This window comes from Micromonospora sp. WMMD734, assembly GCF_049178975.1.
GTDB lineage: Bacteria > Actinomycetota > Actinomycetes > Mycobacteriales > Micromonosporaceae > Micromonospora > Micromonospora wenchangensis.
Genome location: NZ_JBMHMK010000001.1, coordinates 4,028,610 through 4,046,370, shown reverse-complemented (window position 1 = coordinate 4,046,370; position 17,761 = coordinate 4,028,610). Strand labels below are relative to the sequence as shown.

The following is a 17,761-nucleotide window of genomic DNA, read 5'->3' as shown; positions in this document are numbered from 1 at the left end:
GTCTGGCAGGCTGGTGCGGTGACCGTCTTCCACCCCCGTCGTGCGGGCCGGGTGCTGCTCGTCGACGCGTCCGGCCGGGTGCTCCTCTTCGAGGGCGTCGACCCGGCCCGCCCGGGTCACCGGTACTGGTTCACCCCCGGCGGTGGGCTCACCCCGGGGGAGTCCCCGGCGGTCGGTGCCGCCCGGGAGTTGGCCGAGGAGACCGGGCTGCGGCTGACGCCGGCCGAACTGGGCCGGTCGGTCCGCACCGAGACGATCGAGTTTCCCTTCGACGGCGTGTGGTACCGCCAGGAACAGGAGTTCTTCGTGGTGCGGGTGCCCACCTGGGACGTGGACACGGCCGGTTTCGACGCGATCGAGCGGGCCAGCGTCACCGGGCACCGCTGGTGGTCGGCGGCCGAACTGGCCGACACCGCCGATCGGTTCTACCCCACCGACCTGGCCGCCCTGCTCACCCAGGTGCTGGCCGCCGCCCCGGCCCCGGAGGCGTCGTGCTGACCCCGCCGCGCACGGTGGTGCGCCGCGACGGTGGGCTCTATGCGCTGGAACGCGCCCTGCAACGACGCGGGTTCCGGCACGTCGCGGGCGCGGACGAGGCCGGCCGGGGGGCCTGCGCCGGCCCGCTGGTGGCCGCCGCCGCGGTGCTCCCCGAGGGACGACGCGGCGAAATCGAGGGACTGGCCGACTCCAAGCTGCTCACCCCGGCCAGCCGGGAGCGGGTCTACGCCGAGGTGGTCGCCCGCGCCCTGGCGTACGCGGTGGTGGTCATCCCGGCCGAGGAGGTCGACGCCCGGGGGCTGCACGTGTGCAACCTCGCCGCGATGCGCCGGGCCCTGGCCTCGTTGACCACCCGACCGGAGTACGTGCTCACCGACGGCTTCGGGGTGGACGGGCTGGACGTGCCGGGGCTGGCGGTCTGGAAGGGCGACCGGGTGGCGGCCTGCGTGGCGGCGGCCAGCGTACTGGCCAAGGTCACCAGGGACCGGATCATGGTGGAGCTGGACGCACGCCACCCGGGGTACGGTTTCGCCGAGCACAAGGGGTACGTCACGGCCGAGCACACCGAGGCGCTGCGTGAGCGGGGGCCCTGCGTGGAGCACCGGTTCTCGTACGTCAACGTGGCCGCCGTCTCCGGCCGGGAGGGTGCCCCGCCCCGGGCCCGCCGGCCGCTCGGCGCAGCCGCCCCCGAGCCGATGGAGCGCTCGGGGCCGACAGGGGGTACCGTCGGCGTGGCGTTGGGCGAGCAGCCTCGGCCTCCGGCACCGGTGGGGGAAGATGTGGTCATGGAAGGCGGAGTGCGATGAGCGCGGAAGATCTCGAAAAGTACGAGACCGAGATGGAGCTGCAGCTCTACCGGGAGTACCGCGACATTGTCCGTCAGTTCTCCTACGTGGTGGAGACGGAACGCCGCTTCTACCTGGCCAACCAGGTGGACCTGCACGTGCGCAACTCCGACGGCGAGGTCTACTTCGAGGTCGAGATGCACGACGCCTGGGTCTGGGACATGTACCGTCCGGCCCGCTTCGTCAAGAACGTCCGGGTGATGACGTTCAAGGACGTCAACGTCGAGGAGTTGGAGAAGCCCGACATCTCGCTGCCCGCCGACTCGGGCTTCGGTAGCTGACCGGCGGCCCGGCGTCGACGCCCCACCCGCCGACGCCGGGCCCCGACCAGCCCCGTACCGCCCTCACTCCCCGATGACCACCACGTCGACCCGCTGGACGAGGTTGTTGGCGAACCCGCCCCGGTTCCACGGCTGCTCCACCGGCTGCGTCCGCCCCGACGCGTCGGTCGCCCGCGCTCCCAGCGCGTAGCGGCCGGGTTGCGGCGTCCACTCGTACCGCCAACGTCGCCACGACCACCCGCCGCCGGCGGGCGGGTCCAGGATGGCCGGCGACCAGTTCGCCCCGCCGTCCGTGGTCACCTCCACCGCCACCACCGGGCCGTGCCCCGACCAGGCGCGTCCGTCCACCGTGCACGGGCCCGGCCGCAGCATCCGCGTCCGGGACATGAAATCCGGGAAACCTGGCGGCCGGACCAGCGCCCGGGGCTCGATCCGGGTCACCGGCACCCCCGGGTCGTCGGCGTCGCGCCGCAGCCGGTAGGCCACCGCGTTCTGGTAGCCGTCGAACTCCCGGGTCAGCACGCTGATCGTGCGCAGCCACTTGACGTGCGCCATGCCGTACCAGCCGGGGACGATCAACCGCAGCGGCGCGCCGTGCTGGGGCAGCAGGGGAGCACCGTTCATCTCGTACGCCAGCAGCACCTCGTCGCGCAGCGCGTCGTCCACCGGCAGGGCCCGCTGGTAGTCCTGCTCCACCCCGCGTTCCACGCCGTGGTCGGCACCGGTGAACACCACGTCCACCGCGTCGGAGGCGATCCCGGCCTCGCGCAGCAACGGCGCCAGCGGGGTGCCGGTCCACTCGGCGTTGCCCACCGCCTCCACCAGCCAGGGCTGGCTGACCGGGCGCGGGTGCAGCAGCGCCCGGCCGTTGCCGGCGCACTCCAGCGTCACCCGGTGGGTCACCCGGGGGCGTTCGCGCAGTTCGGCCAGCCCGAGCCGGAGCGGCCGACCCACCGCCCCGGCCACGGTCAACGTGTGGGCCGCCGGGTCGAGGTCGGGGATGTCGTAGTGGATGAGCAGATAGTGCAGGCCGGCCGGGGTGACGTCGTACCGCAACGCTTCGAGCGGTATGCCGTGGTTGCGGGCGGCCAGCTGGAGTTCCTCCGGGCTGATCGCCTCGTCCGGCCCGGCGACCCGCGAGGGCCGGCTCACGTCGTCCATGGTGGTCATCGGTGGCCTCCCGGTCCGCGCCGCACTGCGATCCCGCCAGCCTAGACCGGTCCGCCGGCCGGCACCGTGGTCGCTCCGCCCCGGCGACCGGCAGTGCTCCCTCCGCCCCGGCGGTGGCCGGCACCGTCGTCGTTCCGCCCCGGCGGCGGGCGGCATAGCAGATCCACCGGCCCGTCGGGCGTTTTCCACAGCCCGCCCCGTCATCCACAGCGGACACCGGGTGCGCGGCACGACGCGTGCGATCCCGGCATGCTGCGGTGATGCGCACAGGACTACGGCAGGTGACGGCCCTCGGGGTCGCCGTGCTCGTGTTCGGCTCACACGGGCTCCCCGTCCGGCCGCCCCCGCCACGATCCGCCCCCCTCCGGGCCGCGCCCACACCGGCGTTCCGGTGGCCACTCGACGGTCCGCCCCGGCCGGTACGCCCGTTCGACCCACCCCCAATGCCCTGGCTCGCCGGCCATCGGGGCGTGGACCTCGCCGCCGCGCCCGGTGTCGCCGTCCGGGCCGCCGGGGCCGGCACGGTGCTCTTCGCCGGCATGGTCGCCGGCCGGCCGGTGGTCACCGTCGGCCACCCGCAAGGACTACGGACCACCTACGAGCCGGTACGTCCCCGGGTGCGCACCGGTGACGTGGTGGCGGCCGGTGCCGCGGTGGGCGTGCTGCTGGCCGGGCACCCGGGCTGCCCCCTGACGGCCGTACCGGCCGAGGGCTGCCTGCACTGGGGTGCCCGACGCGGCCCGGAGTACCTCGACCCGCTGGCCCTGCTGGGGCTCGGCCGGGTCCGCCTGCTCCCGGTGACGGCCGGCCCCAGCCCCGGCATCGGACCGGGCTCCACCGTCGACGCCGGCTTCCACCCGACCCGCGAAACCGCCACGGGACGCCGTCCGGCCAGCGGCGACGCGCCCGCCCCCACCGGTGGTGGTCGACGATGGGGTGCCGGGCCGGACGGGGTCGCCCGGCGGGACGACGCGGCACCCTGCCGGTGCGGTCGGCGCTCCGCCGGCGTCGGCTCAGCCCCGCCCGGCCAGCAACGCCGGCAGTCGGGCCGCGAGCCGCTCGTACTCGTCGGGGGTGTTGTAGACCTGGCCGCACAGCCGCAGCCAACCCCGCCCGTGCCAGGCCATCACCGCGACCTCGGCGGCGAGGCGTTCGGCGATCAGGCCCCGCAGGGCAGCAGCCTCCTCCAGGGTGCCGGCGACACCCGCCGGCAACGGCACGATCCGCATCGCCACCCCCGGCCCGCCCGGGTCGGGCAGGTCGGTCGGGGCCACCCCGAGCGCGTCCCCGACCACCCGCTGCCCGTACGCCGCCAGTGCGGCATTGTGCTCCCGGACCCGCTCGATGCCGAGGCTGCGCAGCGCGTAGAGACCGGCCGGGGCGCTCAACCAACTCGTGTAGTCGAGGGTGGCCTGCCACTCGACGTTGCCCGGGAAACCCTCGGCCTGCTGCCAGGACACCACCAACGGCTCGATCCGCGACCGCCACGACGGGGCGACGACCAGCACGGCGGTGCCGCGCGGGGCGAACCCCCACTTGTGCAGGTTGCCCACCCAGAAGTCGGCCCCGATCGCGTCGACCTGCACCGGCAGCATCCCGGGCACGTGCGCGGCGTCCACCAGGACCGGAATGCCGTGCTCCCGGGCCACCGCCACCAGCGCGGCGACCGGCAGCACCCGGGCGGTGGCCGAGGTGAGCTGGTCGACCAGCAGCAACCGGGTACGCCCCGGCCGCAGGCCGGCCCGAACGATGTCCACGATCTGCGCGTCGGTGGCAAACCGGGGCAGGTGCAGGGTACGGGTGGTCGCGCCCGTGCGACGGCACTCCCGGGCGACGGAGTAGTTCACCGCGCCGTACCCGTGGTCGGTGCCGAGCACCTCGTCGTCGGGGCGCAGGCCGAGCGACTGGAGCACCACGGCCACCCCCGTGGTGGTGTTGCCGACCAGGGCGGTGCCCTCCGGATCGGCACCGAGGAAAGCCGCCAGGTGCCGTCGGGTGTGGGCGAACCGTTCGACCAGCGCCATGCCGAAGAAACGCTGCGGGTTGGCTTCCATCTCGTCGCGCAGCCGCTGCTGGGTGCGCTGCACGCTGAGCGGCACCGCACCGAACGCCCCGTGGTTGAGGTAACTGACCGAGGGGTCGAGGGTGAAGAGCAGTCGGGCCCCGGGAATCGACTCGGGTGGCGTCGGGACGCTCATCGGGCGATCGTAGCCCGCACCCCGCCGGGCGGCCGGACCGATCGTCGCCGCTCACCACACCCCGCGTGCGGCCGGCGGGGCGCTCAGGCCCGGGGGTGGGCCTGACGGTAGGCGGCGCGGAGCCGTTCCACCGACACGTGGGTGTAGATCTGGGTGCTCGCCAGGGACGAGTGCCCCAGCAGCTCCTGCACCGCCCGCAGGTCGGCCCCGCCGTCCAGCAGATGGGTGGCCGCCGAGTGCCTGAGCCCGTGCGGGCTGGTCGGCGGTAACCCGGCGGCCCGCGCGTACCCGGCGACGATCCGCCGGGCCATCGTCGGGTGCAGCCGCCCGCCCCGGGCACCGAGGAACAGGGCCGGCCCGGAGTCCGGACCGGCCAGTTCGGGTCGGCCGGCCGCCAACCACCTGTCGACCGCCCGCTGCGCCGGCAACCCGTACGGGACCGTCCGTTCCCGGTTGCCCTTGCCGAGGACGCGGATCACCCGACGTTCCCGGTCGACGTCCGTGGTGTCCAGACCGCACACCTCGCTGATCCGCGCGCCTGTCGCATAGAGCAGTTCGAGCAGCGCCCGGTCACGTACCAGGACCGCCTCGTCCGCCGGGTCCACCTGCGCCGAAGGCCCGCCGGCACCGGAGTGACCAGGCCCGCCGGGCCCGTCGCCCGGGGACCTGTGCTGCGGGGAACCGCCGTCGTGGCCCGGGGCGGCGGACCGGTCCCGGCCCGGTGCCTCCACCAGGGTGGCGACCTGGTCGGCGCGAAGCACCACAGGCAGTTCCCGCCGCGTCTTCGGGGTGGCCAGCGGGGCGGCCACGTCCGTCGCCGTCAGGCCGGACCGGTGGGCCCAGCCGCTGAAGGTACGCGCCGCAGCGGCCCGTCGGGCCGACGAACTGGATGCCGCGCCGGTGGTCCGTTGCTTCGCCAGCCAACTGCGCAACACGCCCAGATCCAGGTCGGCGGGGGCCGTGCAGCCCATCCGGACCGCATGGTCGAGCAGCGAGACCAGGTCGGCGACGTACGCCCGGACGGTGTGCGCGGAGCGGTTGCGTACCTGCGCCAGGTGCGCGGCGAACCCGTCGACCGCGTCCCGCATGGCCGGTGGCAACGCCTGATGGGTGGCCCGGGTCCCCGCGCCGTCCCGGCTCACCGCGCCGTCCCGGCCGGGACGGCCCTGCGTCGGCGGATCGACGGTCGCCGTCCTGTCACCGCGCGGTCGTCCGGGTCCATCGGGCCAGCTTACGGACGACCACGGGTGGCGACAGGCCCGGACCCGGCCAGGTTCCCGGCGGTGGCCACCGGAGACCGGTCCGTCCGCCGGGCAGGTGCGGATTCCCTTGCAGCGGCCCGCCCGGCGGGATGCGCGAGCGGGCGGCACCGACGCCGACCTGCGGTCAGGCGAACGTGTCGGCCACGGCGACCCGGGCCGGGTCCGGGTCGGCCCAGCTCCAGTTCGGGTGGGCGCGGTTGGTCAGCAGCACCAGCACCCGGCGACGGTCGGGCTGGACCAGGAACGAGGTGCCGGTGAACCCGGTGTGCCCGAAGGTGGCGGGTCGGGCGAGCCTGCCCATGAACCAGGGTTGGTTGAGCACCACGCCGAGGCCGTGGTCGGAGGTGCGTCCCGGCCGGTCCGGGTCGACGGCGGGCAACCCGGTGTTGGCGTTGCGCAGCATCCGGGCGACGGTGTTCTCCGCGAGGATGCGCTTCCCGCCGTGGCTGCCGCCGTCGAGCAGCAGTTGCCCGATGACCGCCACCTCCCCGGCGGGGGCGAAGATCCCGGCGTGGCCGGCGACCCCGCCGAGGTGGTTGGCGACGTCGTCGTGCACCACACCCCGCAGCAGTCCGCGGGAGGAACGGGCGTCGGTGGCGACCAGGCGGTTGGCCCGGTCGGCCGCGCTGAGCCAGGTGTTGGGGTTGAACCCGGTGTAGCGCAGCCCCAACGGGGTGGTCAGGTAGGTCTTCAGCGCCCGGTCGAGGGTGAGCCCGGTGACCTGCTCGACGATCTTCCCGGCCACCATCAGACCGACGCTGGAGTAGCGGAACACCGTGCCCGGGGTGGCACCGCTGACCAGCGGGGTGGCCAGCACCGCCTGCCACCGCTGCGCCATCGTCGAGTAGCCGGTCACCTTCGCCCCGACCGGTAGGCCGCTGGTGTGGGCCAGCAGCATCGCCACGGTGACGGTGGACTTGCCGACGCCGGTGAACCCGGGCAGGTACCGCACCACGGGAGCGTCCAGATCGATCCGGCCACTGTCGACCTGTTGCAGGGTGAGGATCGCGGTGTAGACCTTGGTGAGCGAGGCCAGATCGAAGATCGAGTCGGGGCGCATGGCGACCCGCTTCGCCGCCGGCAGCAGCACCGGCCCGGCGTCGTAGCGCAGCGCCTCACCGACGGCCAGGTGGTCGGTCGGCTCGCCGTCGGTCGTCGCCAGCACCACCGCCCCGGCGTACGTCGGATGCTTCGGGTTCTCGGCGGTGGGCTGGAGGTAACGCTGGAGCGCCACGGTGAGCGTGCGCGGCTTGCTCGCTGCGGTCGGGGCGGCACCCCGGGCGGCGGCCCCCGGCCGGCCGGCCGCCGCGCCCTGTCCGCCCTGCGGGCCGTCACCGGGGGAGGGGGTGGCCCAGGAACCGGCCGACCCGGCGGGCGGGTGTTGCGCGCAGCCGGTCAGCCCGAGGGCGGCGGCGAACCCGAGACCGAGGACGGAACGACGGGGAATCGACACGGCAGCGATCATCGCACTCCAACCCGTCCACCGGGGTGGCACCTTCGGGTGGCATCCGTCGCCTCCACCTCAGCGTGACGGGGGCCGGGTGAGGGCATAGCCGTCGTCCCGGCGGGCCACCAGGCCCAACTCCTCCAGCAGGGCGAGTTTGCGTAACGCCGTCCGGACCGGAACGCCGGCCCGGGCGGCGAGCACGTCCGCGCCAACCGTGCCGCGTCGGGGCATCGACTCGCGCACCATGGTCGCCTCGTCGTCGAGGATGTCGGTCGGGCGGGCCGCACCCCGGGCGGGCGGCGCCAGGTCGACTCCGATCCGGCCCACCTCCTCCAGCACGTGCGCGAGCCCGGTGACGAGCCGGGTGTCCCCGTACTCGCGGAGCAGCTCGTGTGCGCCGACGGACAGCGCCGAGGTGACCGGGCCGGGCACCACCATCGAGGGACGGCGGAGGGCGATCGCCCGGTGCATGGTCTGGGCCGCTCCGCTGCGGGCGGCCGCCTCGACCAGCACACTGCCCCGGGTCCCGGCGGCGATCACCCGGTTGCGGACCAGGAAGCGGGGACGCAGTGGCTCGGCACCCGGCAGCCACTCGCTGACCAGCAGGCCGGTCTCGGCTATCCGGTCGAACAGCGCGGAGTTGCCCATCGGGTAGGGGCGGTCCACCCCGCAGGCCAGCACCGCCACCGTCACCCCACCGGCGTTCAACGCGCCCCGGTGGGCGGCAGCGTCGATGCCGAACGCGCCGCCGGAGACCACCGTCCACTCCCGGTCGGCCAAGCCGTACCCGAGTTCGGTGGCGACGTGCACGCCGTACCCGGTGGCGGCCCGTGCGCCGACCACCGCGACCGAGCGGTCCAGCACCTCGGCCAGCGGCCATCCACCGCGTACCCACAGGCACAGCGGTGGGGCGGTCTCCCGGTCGACCTTCCGGGTCGCCCCGGGCAGTTCGAGCCGTTCCAGGTCACCCAGCGGGGTGGGCCACTCGTCGTCGGTCGGACAGACGATCCGCGCGCCGAGCCGGTCGACGAGTGCCACCGCCTCGGCGGCCACCGCCCTGGGGTCGCCGGCCTCCAGCCGGGCCGCCACCGTCGCCCGCAACGTGTCGTCGGGCGCCCCACCGTCGAGCAGCAGCTCCAGGGTGTCCACCGCACCCAGCCGACCCACCAGCTGGTGGACCGACCGGGTGCCCGGCTCGGCCAGCCAGGTCAGCGCCACCCGGGCGTGCAGGTCCTCGATGCTGGTCACGCTTCCTCCCCTGTTCTGAGGCCGATGGCCTCCCGGACGTCGTCACGGTCGGGCCGGGTCCGGCCGTCGAGGTCGGCGATCGTCCAGGCGAGCCGGATGATCCGGTCGAAGCCCCGGGCCGAGAGCGAACCCCGGTCGAGCCGACCGCGTAACTCGGCGGTCGCCCCGGCGGCGAGCCGCCACGGTGGGCGGCGCAGCAGCGGGCCGGGCACTTCCGCGTTGAGCCGGTGCCCGACCGCAGCCCACCGTTCGGCGGCTGCCCCGCGCGCCGCCGCCACCCGGGCGGCGACCGCCGCCGACGGCTCACCGTCCGGGTCGGTGCCCATCAGCTCGGCCGCCCGCACCGGCAGCACCCTGACCTGTACGTCGATCCGGTCGAGCAGGGGACCGGAGAGCCGGCCGAGATACCGCCGGCGCGCCAGCGGACTGCATTCGCACAGCGTGTCGCCCCCGGGCCGGGCGCAGGGGCAGGGATTGGCGGCCAGCACCAACTGGACCCGGGCCGGATACCGGGTGCCGCCCCGGGCCCGGGTCAGGTGCACCTGCCCGCTCTCCAGTGGTTGCCGCAACGCCTCCAGCGCGGCCTTGCTGAACTCGGCGGCCTCGTCGAGGAAGAGCACACCCCGGTGCGCCAGCGACAGCGCCCCCGGCCGGGCCAGTCCCGAGCCGCCGCCGACCAGGGACGCCACGGTGGCCGAGTGGTGCGGTGCCTGAAACGGTGGACGGCGCAGCAGCCGGCCGTCGGGGGGCAGGATGCCGGCGATCGAGTGCAGCGCGGTCACCTCCAGCGCGGCGGCGTCGTCGAGTTCCGGCAGGATCGACGGCAACCGCTCGGCCAGCATCGTCTTACCGGCACCGGGTGGCCCCAGCAGGGAGAGGTGGTGTCCGCCGGCCGCCGCCACCTCCACCGCGCGTCGGCCCAGGCCCTGCCCGGCGACGTCGGCGAGATCCGGCCCGGCCACCGCCTCGACGGGGCCGGGTGGGGGTGGTTCGAGCAAGGGAGTGCCGTCCCGGATGAAGGCCACCAGCCGGTGCAGGGTGTCGACGGCGCGGACCCGTACCCCGGGGATCACCGCCGCCTCCGCCGCGTTGCCCACCGGTACGACCACCCGGTCCAGCCCGGCGCGCACGGCGGCGGTGACCATCGGCAGTACGCCACGGACCGGCCGGACCGTCCCGTCGAGCCCCAACTCGCCGAGCACCACCACCCCCTCCACCGGCAGCAGCGGCAGTTCACCGGCGGCACCGAGCAGGGCGACCGCGATGGCCAGATCGAAGGCCGAGCCGTACTTGGGCAGCGTGGCGGGCAGCAGGTTGAGGGTGATCCGACGGTTGGGCCAGCGCTGCCCCGAGTTGACCACGGCCGCCCGGACCCGGTCCCGTGCCTCGTGCAGGGCCGTGTCCGGCAGCCCGGAGATGACCACCGCCGGCAGCCCGGGGGAGAGGTCCGCCTCGACCTCGACCAGGTGACCGGTGACGCCGACCAACCCCACCCCGAGCACCTTGGCGTAGCTCACCGTGCCACCCCCGACCGGACCCACCCGCCGGCCCGCCGGTCGTCGTCCCGGCTCCCGCCGGTCATCAGAAGGCCCCCTTGAGGTGCTCGACCCGGGCCGGCCCGGCCGATGGCAGCCGAACCGCCAGGACGTCGAACCGGATCTCGTCGGCGGTGGTCCCGGTCTCGGCCAACCAGCGGACGGCGAGCCCGCGCAACCGTCGGGCCTTGGCCGGGACGACCGCCTCGGCGGGACTGCCGTAGGTGTCCCCCCGGCGGGTCTTCACCTCGCAGAAGGCGAGTACCGGGCCGTCCCAGGCGATGACGTCGATCTCGCCCGCGCGGCAGCGCCAGTTGCGGGCCACCGGGCGCAGCCCGGCCCCGATCAGATGGCGTACGGCGCACCGTTCGCCGTACGCGCCGATCGCCTGGTTCCGGTTGGTCATGACCGCCAGGGTCCGGGTGGTGGTGGGCGGGACGCGACCCCCGTGGTCCCGGCTGTGGACAACCCGGGGGCCTGTGGACGAACGGACGATCAAGGTCGCGACGTGCTATGGAAACCCGGATTTGCCCTGCTCCGGGGTGGGCCGGCCACCGGGGATGATCCGTCCGATCGGTCCTGCCGAGCGGCCCGACCTGCGAATGGCGTCGGACGGGTCGGTCGCATACGGTGCCGGACGTGGACGCACGACGGAGCTACCCCGAAGATCAGGAGTCGCGTTGGTACCCGGCCGGCCGGGACCGCGCATACGACGACCCGGACTGGCGGACGGCGAGCGGGGTGCGCCGGTACGACGAGTTGCGCACACCCGACCAGCGGGCCGCCGAAGAGGGCCGGTACGCGGACGCGAACCGCCTCGATCCGGGGCGCTTCGACGCGGCCGACCCGTTGGGTGACGGTGGGGGCGACTCCGCCGGATACCGGCCGACCCGGCTCCGTCGGGACGAACCGGAGGTATCCGGCGAACTTCCCACCGACCGGGTGGGTCGACGGGCCGCCCGCGAGGCCGGCGTCGCCGACTCCGGTCCGCTCGGGGACACCGGCACGGGAGCGCTCGGCGGCTCGCCCCGGGGCATCGGTGACACCGGGACCGGCCGTCTGGCGGACACCGGCCTGGGGCGGAGCGTGGGTGACACCGGGACCGGCCCGCTCGGCGTGGCCCGGTCGAGCGGCGACACCGGTGTCGGGGCGCTCGGTGGCCTCCCGGTACGGGGCGCCGGTGACACCGGGGCGGGCCTGCTGACCGGCCCCGGGGTGGACCGGGGTGGCGGCGACCCGGGCCGGTCGGGTGGTGCCGGTCGGCTCGGCGCGGCTGACGGCGGCACGGGTCGGTTCGCCGCCGACTCCGGCGTGCTGGGGGTCGGCGGGGCCGGTCCGCTGGCCGGCTCCGAGCCGGCCCGGCCGGCGGCGCTGGGCAACTATCCGATCGTCGAACCGCACCGGTCGGCCGAGCCCTCCCCGTTGGAGGTGCCGACCGGCCCGATGACGCCGGTCGTGCCCCGTCCCGACGGCGTGGCCGGCCCCGACGGGGCGTACCGGACGGGTGGGCCGGCCTCCGACGGCGTCTACCGCACCCGGCGGCCGGCGCTGGCGGCGCTGCTGGGCCTGTCGGTGCTGGTCTTCGAGATCCCGGCACTGCGGGTGCTGCTGCACGGCCTGACCGGCGATCCGGTCCCGGTGTCACACGTCGTCGTGGGCATCTTCCTGGCGGTCGGGTTGCCGATCTTCGCCGGTGGCCTGTACGGGTTGCGTGCCGGCGGGCTGGCGATGGCCGACGGCGACCGGGGCTGGCTGCGCCCGCCGACCGCCTACCTCACCGTCGGGCTGGTCCTCTTCGTCGCCGCCGCACTGGCCGCCCGCTGACCCCCTGCACCGTCCGGCGTGCCACCACCGCCGGGACCGGCCGGTGCGCGGGAAGCCCGCCCATACCCCACCAGCCGGGACCGGTCGATGCGGGGGAAACAGGCCCACCTGCCGGGACCGGTCGATGCGGGGGGAAACAGGCCCACCAGCCGGCCGTGCCGGGGCCGTCCTTTCGCCGGAGGGGAGCCCGGGGCCGGGTGGCGGGGTGGGGGCGTACACTGGGCTCTTGGCGACCGCCTTGCGCGGTCGACCTCGCGTGCCCTCCCCACGTCTCGTCGTGGGGCGACGGCCTCCCTGGTCCCGATCCCGTCGGGCCCACCATGGCCGGCGACCAGGCGCCAGGACGCCCGGCCACCGGTCGGGCGGAACAACCAGGGATCTTGAGGAGTACCCCACCATGGCCGTCGTGACCATGCGTCAGCTGCTGGAGAGCGGTGTCCACTTCGGGCACCAGACCCGGCGCTGGAACCCGAAGATGAAGCGCTTCATCATGACCGAGCGCAACGGCATCTACATCATCGACCTGCGCCAGACCCTCGACTACATCGAGAAGGCGTACGACTTCGTGCGCAACACGGTGGCCGAGGGCGGCAGCATCCTGTTCGTCGGCACCAAGAAGCAGGCTCAGGAGGCCATCTCCGAGCAGGCGACCCGGGTCGGTCAGCCGTACGTCAACCACCGCTGGCTCGGTGGCATGCTGACCAACTTCCAGACGGTGTACAAGCGGCTGCAGCGGATGAAGGAGCTGGAGGCGCTGGGTGACCTGACCGGCACCGCCGCCGGCTACACCAAGAAGGAGACCCTTCAGCTGTTCCGGGAGAAGACCAAGCTCACCAAGACCCTCGGTGGTCTGCGGGACATGCAGAAGCTCCCGGCCGCGGTCTGGATCGTCGACACCAAGAAGGAGCACATCGCCGTCGACGAGGCCCGCAAGCTGGGCATCCCGGTGATCGCGGTGCTGGACACCAACTGCGACCCGGACGAGGTCGACTTCCCGATCCCGGGCAACGACGACGCGATCCGCTCCGCCGAGCTGCTGACCAAGGTCGTGGCCGCCGCCGTCGCCGACGGTCTGATCGCCCGTTCCGGCCGGCGTCGTGGTGGCGACGAGAAGCCGGAGGGCCAGGTCGGCAGCGACGAGCCGCTGACCGAGTGGGAGCGCGAGCTGCTCGAGCCGAAGAAGGCCGAGGAGCCGGCTGCCGCCGAGCAGCCCGCCGTCACCACCGAGCAGCCGGCCACCGCCGCCGCCGAGTGACCGCGCCGCCGCATCCCGCCGCCGGTTCGGGCGGCGGGATGCGGCGGTCACTGCCGGCAGCTCCGGCCCCGGGGCCGGGTTGCCCGCCACCTCAGACCACCCACCGCAGTCTCAACACCGAAGAGAGAGTCATGTCCAACTTCACCGCCGCGGACGTCAAGAAGCTCCGCGACCTCACCGGCGCCGGCATGATGGACTGCAAGAAGGCGCTCACCGAGGCTGAGGGCGACTTCGACAAGGCCGTCGAGATCCTGCGCGTCAAGGGCGCCAAGGACGTCGGTAAGCGGGCCGGCCGGACCGCCGCCAACGGCCTCGTCGCGCACTCCGGCAAGGCGCTGCTGGAGCTCAACTGCGAGACCGACTTCGTGGCCAAGACCGACGCGTTCGTCGCGCTGGCCCAGCAGTTGGTCGAGCACGGGGAGCGCAGCGGCGTCGGCACCGCCGAGGAACTGCTCGCCACCGAGCTGGACGGCAAGACCGTCGCCGACCTGATCCAGGAGCAGTCCGCCAAGATCGGCGAGAAGCTGGTGCTGAACCGCTTCGCCAAGCTCGACGGCACCGTCGCGGTCTACCTGCACCGCAAGAGCCAGGACCTGCCGCCGGCCGTCGGCGTGCTGGTGGAGTACACCGGCAAGTCCGACGAGGCCGCCGACGCCGACGCCCGGGGCACCGCGATGCAGATCGCCGCGATGCGCCCGAAGTACGTCACCCGCGACGAGGTGCCGGCCGAGGTCGTCGAGTCCGAGCGGCGCATCGCCGAGCAGACCGCCCGCGAGGAGAACAAGCCCGAGGCGGCCCTGCCGAAGATCGTCGAGGGCCGGGTGAACGCCTTCTTCAAGGACTACGTCCTGATCGAGCAGGCGTCGGTCTCCGACAACAAGAAGACCGTCAAGCAGGTGCTGACCGAGGCCGGCATCGAGGTGACCCGCTTCGTCCGGTTCGAGGTCGGCCAGGCCTGAGCCGCCACCGTCCGGGCGCGTTGCGCGCCGGGACGGGCACGCAACGTCGACGAGGAGGCCGCTGGTGTACGCGACAGGCACCGCGGCCTCCTCGTCACATAGGGTCGGCATCGGGCAGGTACGCGGTGACGCGGCGCGGTCGACGCGCGCGCGGGAGGGGCGGGGCGGATGACGCAGGTTGTGAACGACCGGAGCCTGGAGGCGGACGACCCGACGGCGCCGCCGCCCGGCCGTGCCCGTCGGGTGGTGCTGAAGCTCTCCGGTGAGGTCTTCGGCGGTGGGGCGATCGGCGTCGACCCCGACGTCGTGCAGGCCATCGCCCGGCAGATCGCCACCGTGGTCCGCCGTGGTGTGCAGGTCTCCGTGGTGGTCGGTGGCGGCAACTTTTTCCGCGGCGCGGAGTTGCAGAAGCGCGGCATGGACCGGGCCCGCGCCGACTACATGGGCATGCTCGGCACCGTGATGAACTGCCTGGCGTTGCAGGATTTCCTGGAGAAGGAGGGCATCGAGACGCGCGTGCAGAGCGCGATCACGATGGCCCAGGTCGCCGAGCCGTACATTCCGCTGCGGGCGATCCGGCACCTGGAGAAGGGTCGGGTGGTCATCTTCGGGGCCGGTGCCGGGATGCCGTACTTCTCCACCGACACGGTGGCCGCCCAGCGGGCACTGGAGATCCGCGCCGACGTGGTGCTGATGAGCAAGAACGGCGTGGACGGCGTCTACAGCGCCGACCCCCGGATCGACCCGGCCGCCAGCAAGTTCGACTCGATCACCTTCTCCGAGGTGTTGCAGCGAAACCTGCGGGTGGCCGACGCGGCGGCGTTCAGCCTCTGCATGGAGAACGGGCTGCCGATGCTGGTCTTCGGCGCCCAGGGCGAGGACACGATCATCCGGGCGGTCGGCGGCGACAAGATCGGTACGCTGATCACCGCCTGACCGATCCCGCCGGCCACCGCAGCGGTCCTCCGCACCAGATCAGCAGATCAGCCCACGACGAGCAACAGAAGGAGGCGAGGAGACCGGTGATCGACGACACCCTCCTCGAGGCCGAGGAAAAGATGGAGCGTGCGGTCGAGCACGCCAAGGAGGAGTTCGGCGCCATCCGTACCGGTCGCGCCAACGCCGCCATGTTCTCCAAGGTCGTCATCGACTACTACGGCACGCCCACCCCGCTGCCCCAGATGGCGTCCATCGGGGTGCCGGAGCCGCGCATGGTCATCATCAAGCCGTACGACAACTCGCAGATCAACGCCATGGAGAAGGCGATCCGCGACTCGGATCTCGGGTTGAACCCGAACAACGAGGGCAACCAGCTGCGCATCCTGCTCCCGCAGATGACCGAGGAACGCCGCCGCGAAATGATCAAGGTGGCCCGGCACAAGGGTGAGGAAGCCAAGGTGGCGGTCCGCAACATCCGCCGCAAGGGCAAGGAAGAGCTGGACCGGCTGGTCAAGGACGGCGAGGTCGGCGAGGACGACGGCCGCCGCGCCGAGAAGGAACTCGACGACCTGACCCAGCGGTACGTCGCCACCGTCGACGAGCTGGTCAAGCACAAGGAGTCGGAGCTGCTCGAGGTCTGACCTCCCGGCTGCCACGGCACCGGCGCGGCACCGCCTCACGGCGGCGTCGCTCCGGTGCCGTCGTCGTCGAGGGGCACCGGCCGGCGGGGGACCACGCGGGGGCCCACCGGTTCCGTGCGGTGACGGGCCGACGGCACGGGGCGTCGGTCGGGCGGCACGGACGCCACCGCTGGCCGCCGGGCCCGGCGTCCACCGTGCCCGGCCGGCCCGTGCAGTAGGCTCGGCACGATTCCCGGCCACCGGGCGGTGAACGGCGGGGATCGACCGGCCGTCGGGCCGGTCAACCGACGTTGTCACGCGGGTAGGGGATGGTTGTGGTCTTGCGTCATGTGGTGGCACTCGTACCGTCGTCCGGCACGTGATGTCCCCCCTCGACCCCTACAGCGGCACCGAGCCCCGTGGTTGGGAGCGGTCCGACAGTCCCCCGGCGCTGCCCTGGCCGGACCGGGAGGTCGAACCGTGGTCCCCCCGGCAGTCAGGCACCGAGCTGTCCGCGGTGCCGCAGGCCCCGCCCCGGCCCCCCGTGCGTCGGCACGACGAGTCGCCTGACGGTCCGTACGATCCGGCGGCCGGCCGGCCGTTCGCCGACGACACCCCGACCTCGCAGCTGCCCCCGGTCCGCGACGACGACGCCCCGACCGCCCACCTGACGCCGGTCCGCGACGACGCCGCGCCCACCTCGCCGTTCGTCCCGGTCCGCGACGACGCCGCCCGGCCGGGGGACGACGCCGACCCGCCGGAGCCGCCGCCCGGCCGGCGGTCCCCGGGGCGGCGGCGGGCCAGCGCCGACCGGCCGGCCACCCCGCAGCCGTCGACCGGCCGGGCCGGACGCAACCTGCCGGCCGCGATCGGGGTCGGTCTCGGGCTCGGTGCGCTGGTCCTGGTGCCGCTGTTCTTCTTCCTCCCCGGTTTCCTGGCCGTGCTGGCCGCCGCGATCGGGGTCGGCATCTGGGAGATGGCCCGCGCGGTGCGGCGCAGCGGCGCCCGTCCGCCGCTGGTGCCGCTGCTCGCCGGTGGCGTGCTCACCATCGGGCTGGCCTGGTTCGCGGGCCCGGATGCGCTCAGCCTGGGCCTGCTGGTCACCGTGCTGGGCACGATGATCTGGCGGTTGGGGGACGGCCCGGCCGGTTTCCAACGGGACATCACCGCGGCCACCCTGATCGCTGTCTACGTGCCGTTCCTGGGCGGTTTCGCGGCGCTGCTCGCGGCTGCCCCCGGCGACGGACACCTGCGGGTGCTGGTCACGGTGGTCGGCGTGGTGCTCTCCGACACCGGCGGGTACGCCGCCGGGGCGAACTTCGGCAAGCATCCGATGGCGCCGCGGATCAGCCCGAAGAAGTCCTGGGAGGGGTTCGCCGGTTCGCTCGTCGCGGCGGCTGTCGGCAGTGCCCTGCTGCTCTGGCTGCTCTTCGACGTGGCTCCCTGGTGGGGCGCGCTGTTCGGCATGGCGGTCTCGGTGGCGGCGGTGCTGGGCGACCTCGCCGAGTCCATGATCAAGCGGGATCTGGGCGTGAAGGACATGAGCAGCCTGTTGCCGGGGCACGGGGGGCTGATGGACCGGCTGGACTCGATTCTGTTCGCCGTACCCACCGCCTATCTGCTGCTGGCGGTCCTCGTTCCGGTGGTGGGCTGAGGGATGAATCACGCCGTACCACCCGG

16 protein-coding genes and 1 pseudogene are annotated in these 17,761 nt (G+C 74.0%); 10 read left to right on the top strand and 7 right to left on the bottom strand.

The annotated features are described in order from the left end of the window. Positions 1–18: 18 nt before the first annotated feature. From ACN267_RS17125 to ACN267_RS17115, 3 genes are read left to right on the top strand one after another with little or no spacing between them, the layout of a single operon-like run. Positions 19–498, top strand: coding sequence for an NUDIX hydrolase (locus ACN267_RS17125; protein WP_204956872.1), 480 nt, complete (start codon positions 19–21; stop codon positions 496–498). Further along, positions 492–1,304 (top strand): ribonuclease HII, encoded by an 813-nt coding sequence (locus tag ACN267_RS17120; RefSeq protein WP_421489120.1) that lies wholly within the window; start codon positions 492–494, stop codon positions 1,302–1,304. Before ACN267_RS17125 ends, ACN267_RS17120 begins: the two co-directional genes overlap by 7 nt. After that, entirely contained in the window at positions 1,301–1,624 is a 324-nt protein-coding gene (locus tag ACN267_RS17115; RefSeq protein WP_011905215.1) for a DUF2469 domain-containing protein, read from the top strand. Before ACN267_RS17120 ends, ACN267_RS17115 begins: the two co-directional genes overlap by 4 nt. Positions 1,625–1,687: 63 nt before the next feature. Here ACN267_RS17115 and ACN267_RS17110 read toward each other — a convergent pair whose 3' ends face one another. After that, positions 1,688–2,794 carry a sulfite oxidase gene (locus tag ACN267_RS17110; protein ID WP_421489119.1) on the bottom strand — a complete coding sequence of 369 codons (1,107 nt, stop codon included), beginning with the start codon at positions 2,792–2,794 and terminating at the stop codon, positions 1,688–1,690. 260 nt (positions 2,795–3,054) lie between these two features. On the opposite strand from ACN267_RS17110, the pseudogene ACN267_RS17105 reads away from it, so the two are divergent. Continuing rightward, positions 3,055–3,603 (top strand): annotated as a pseudogene (locus ACN267_RS17105) (M23 family metallopeptidase); the annotation flags it as partial. Between the two features lie 204 nt (positions 3,604–3,807). On the opposite strand, the gene ACN267_RS17100 reads toward ACN267_RS17105, so the two are convergent. The 6 genes from ACN267_RS17100 to ACN267_RS17075 form a co-directional block, all read right to left on the bottom strand. Then, on the bottom strand, positions 3,808–4,992 hold the full coding sequence (locus tag ACN267_RS17100; RefSeq protein ID WP_204956875.1) for an aminotransferase class V-fold PLP-dependent enzyme: 1,185 nt from the start codon (positions 4,990–4,992) through the stop codon (positions 3,808–3,810). Between the two features lie 83 nt (positions 4,993–5,075). Then, entirely contained in the window at positions 5,076–6,080 is a 1,005-nt protein-coding gene (locus tag ACN267_RS17095; protein WP_421490435.1) for a tyrosine recombinase XerC, read from the bottom strand. A 298-nt stretch (positions 6,081–6,378) separates the two neighbouring features. Continuing rightward, positions 6,379–7,707 carry a serine hydrolase domain-containing protein gene (locus tag ACN267_RS17090; RefSeq protein WP_421489118.1) on the bottom strand — a complete coding sequence of 443 codons (1,329 nt, stop codon included), beginning with the start codon at positions 7,705–7,707 and terminating at the stop codon, positions 6,379–6,381. A gap of 69 nt (positions 7,708–7,776) precedes the next feature. Beyond that, positions 7,777–8,949, bottom strand: a complete 1,173-nt coding sequence (locus ACN267_RS17085) for a DNA-processing protein DprA (protein WP_421489117.1) — start codon at positions 8,947–8,949, stop codon at positions 7,777–7,779. Further along, positions 8,946–10,466 (bottom strand): YifB family Mg chelatase-like AAA ATPase, encoded by a 1,521-nt coding sequence (locus tag ACN267_RS17080; RefSeq protein ID WP_281899812.1) that lies wholly within the window; start codon positions 10,464–10,466, stop codon positions 8,946–8,948. Before ACN267_RS17080 ends, ACN267_RS17085 begins: the two co-directional genes overlap by 4 nt. Before the next feature lie 64 nt (positions 10,467–10,530). After that, on the bottom strand, positions 10,531–10,890 hold the full coding sequence (locus tag ACN267_RS17075) for a YraN family protein (RefSeq protein ID WP_421489116.1): 360 nt from the start codon (positions 10,888–10,890) through the stop codon (positions 10,531–10,533). 233 nt (positions 10,891–11,123) lie between these two features. Here ACN267_RS17075 and ACN267_RS17070 point away from each other — a divergent pair, with 233 nt between their 5' ends. The 6 genes from ACN267_RS17070 to ACN267_RS17045 all read left to right on the top strand — a co-directional run bounded on the left by ACN267_RS17070 (position 11,124) and on the right by ACN267_RS17045 (position 17,735). Then, positions 11,124–12,308, top strand: a complete 1,185-nt coding sequence (locus ACN267_RS17070; protein WP_421489115.1) for a hypothetical protein — start codon at positions 11,124–11,126, stop codon at positions 12,306–12,308. A 397-nt stretch (positions 12,309–12,705) separates the two neighbouring features. Further along, positions 12,706–13,563 carry a 30S ribosomal protein S2 gene (gene rpsB / locus ACN267_RS17065; RefSeq protein WP_204956881.1) on the top strand — a complete coding sequence of 286 codons (858 nt, stop codon included), beginning with the start codon at positions 12,706–12,708 and terminating at the stop codon, positions 13,561–13,563. Between the two features lie 131 nt (positions 13,564–13,694). Beyond that, positions 13,695–14,522, top strand: coding sequence for a translation elongation factor Ts (tsf, locus tag ACN267_RS17060; RefSeq protein ID WP_204956882.1), 828 nt, complete (start codon positions 13,695–13,697; stop codon positions 14,520–14,522). Between the two features lie 168 nt (positions 14,523–14,690). After that, positions 14,691–15,458: a UMP kinase gene (gene pyrH, locus ACN267_RS17055; RefSeq protein ID WP_239484643.1), complete on the top strand. Its 768-nt coding sequence runs from the start codon at positions 14,691–14,693 to the stop codon at positions 15,456–15,458. An 86-nt stretch (positions 15,459–15,544) separates the two neighbouring features. Beyond that, positions 15,545–16,102: a ribosome recycling factor gene (gene frr / locus ACN267_RS17050; RefSeq protein ID WP_204956883.1), complete on the top strand. Its 558-nt coding sequence runs from the start codon at positions 15,545–15,547 to the stop codon at positions 16,100–16,102. A gap of 361 nt (positions 16,103–16,463) precedes the next feature. After that, complete coding sequence (locus ACN267_RS17045) at positions 16,464–17,735, top strand: phosphatidate cytidylyltransferase (RefSeq protein WP_421489114.1); 1,272 nt, start codon at positions 16,464–16,466, stop codon at positions 17,733–17,735. Positions 17,736–17,761: the final 26 nt, after the last annotated feature.

Coding starts and splice junctions, on each gene's coding strand:
- ACN267_RS17115 (WP_011905215.1), top strand. CDS start 1,301: ATGAGCGCGGAAGATCTCGAAAAGTACGAGACCGAGATGGAGCTGCAG.
- ACN267_RS17110 (WP_421489119.1), bottom strand. CDS start 2,794: ATGACCACCATGGACGACGTGAGCCGGCCCTCGCGGGTCGCCGGGCCG.
- ACN267_RS17100 (WP_204956875.1), bottom strand. CDS start 4,992: ATGAGCGTCCCGACGCCACCCGAGTCGATTCCCGGGGCCCGACTGCTC.
- ACN267_RS17095 (WP_421490435.1), bottom strand. CDS start 6,080: ATGCGGGACGCGGTCGACGGGTTCGCCGCGCACCTGGCGCAGGTACGC.
- ACN267_RS17075 (WP_421489116.1), bottom strand. CDS start 10,890: ATGACCAACCGGAACCAGGCGATCGGCGCGTACGGCGAACGGTGCGCC.
- rpsB (WP_204956881.1), top strand. CDS start 12,706: ATGGCCGTCGTGACCATGCGTCAGCTGCTGGAGAGCGGTGTCCACTTC.
- tsf (WP_204956882.1), top strand. CDS start 13,695: ATGTCCAACTTCACCGCCGCGGACGTCAAGAAGCTCCGCGACCTCACC.
- pyrH (WP_239484643.1), top strand. CDS start 14,691: ATGACGCAGGTTGTGAACGACCGGAGCCTGGAGGCGGACGACCCGACG.
- ACN267_RS17045 (WP_421489114.1), top strand. CDS start 16,464: ATGTCCCCCCTCGACCCCTACAGCGGCACCGAGCCCCGTGGTTGGGAG.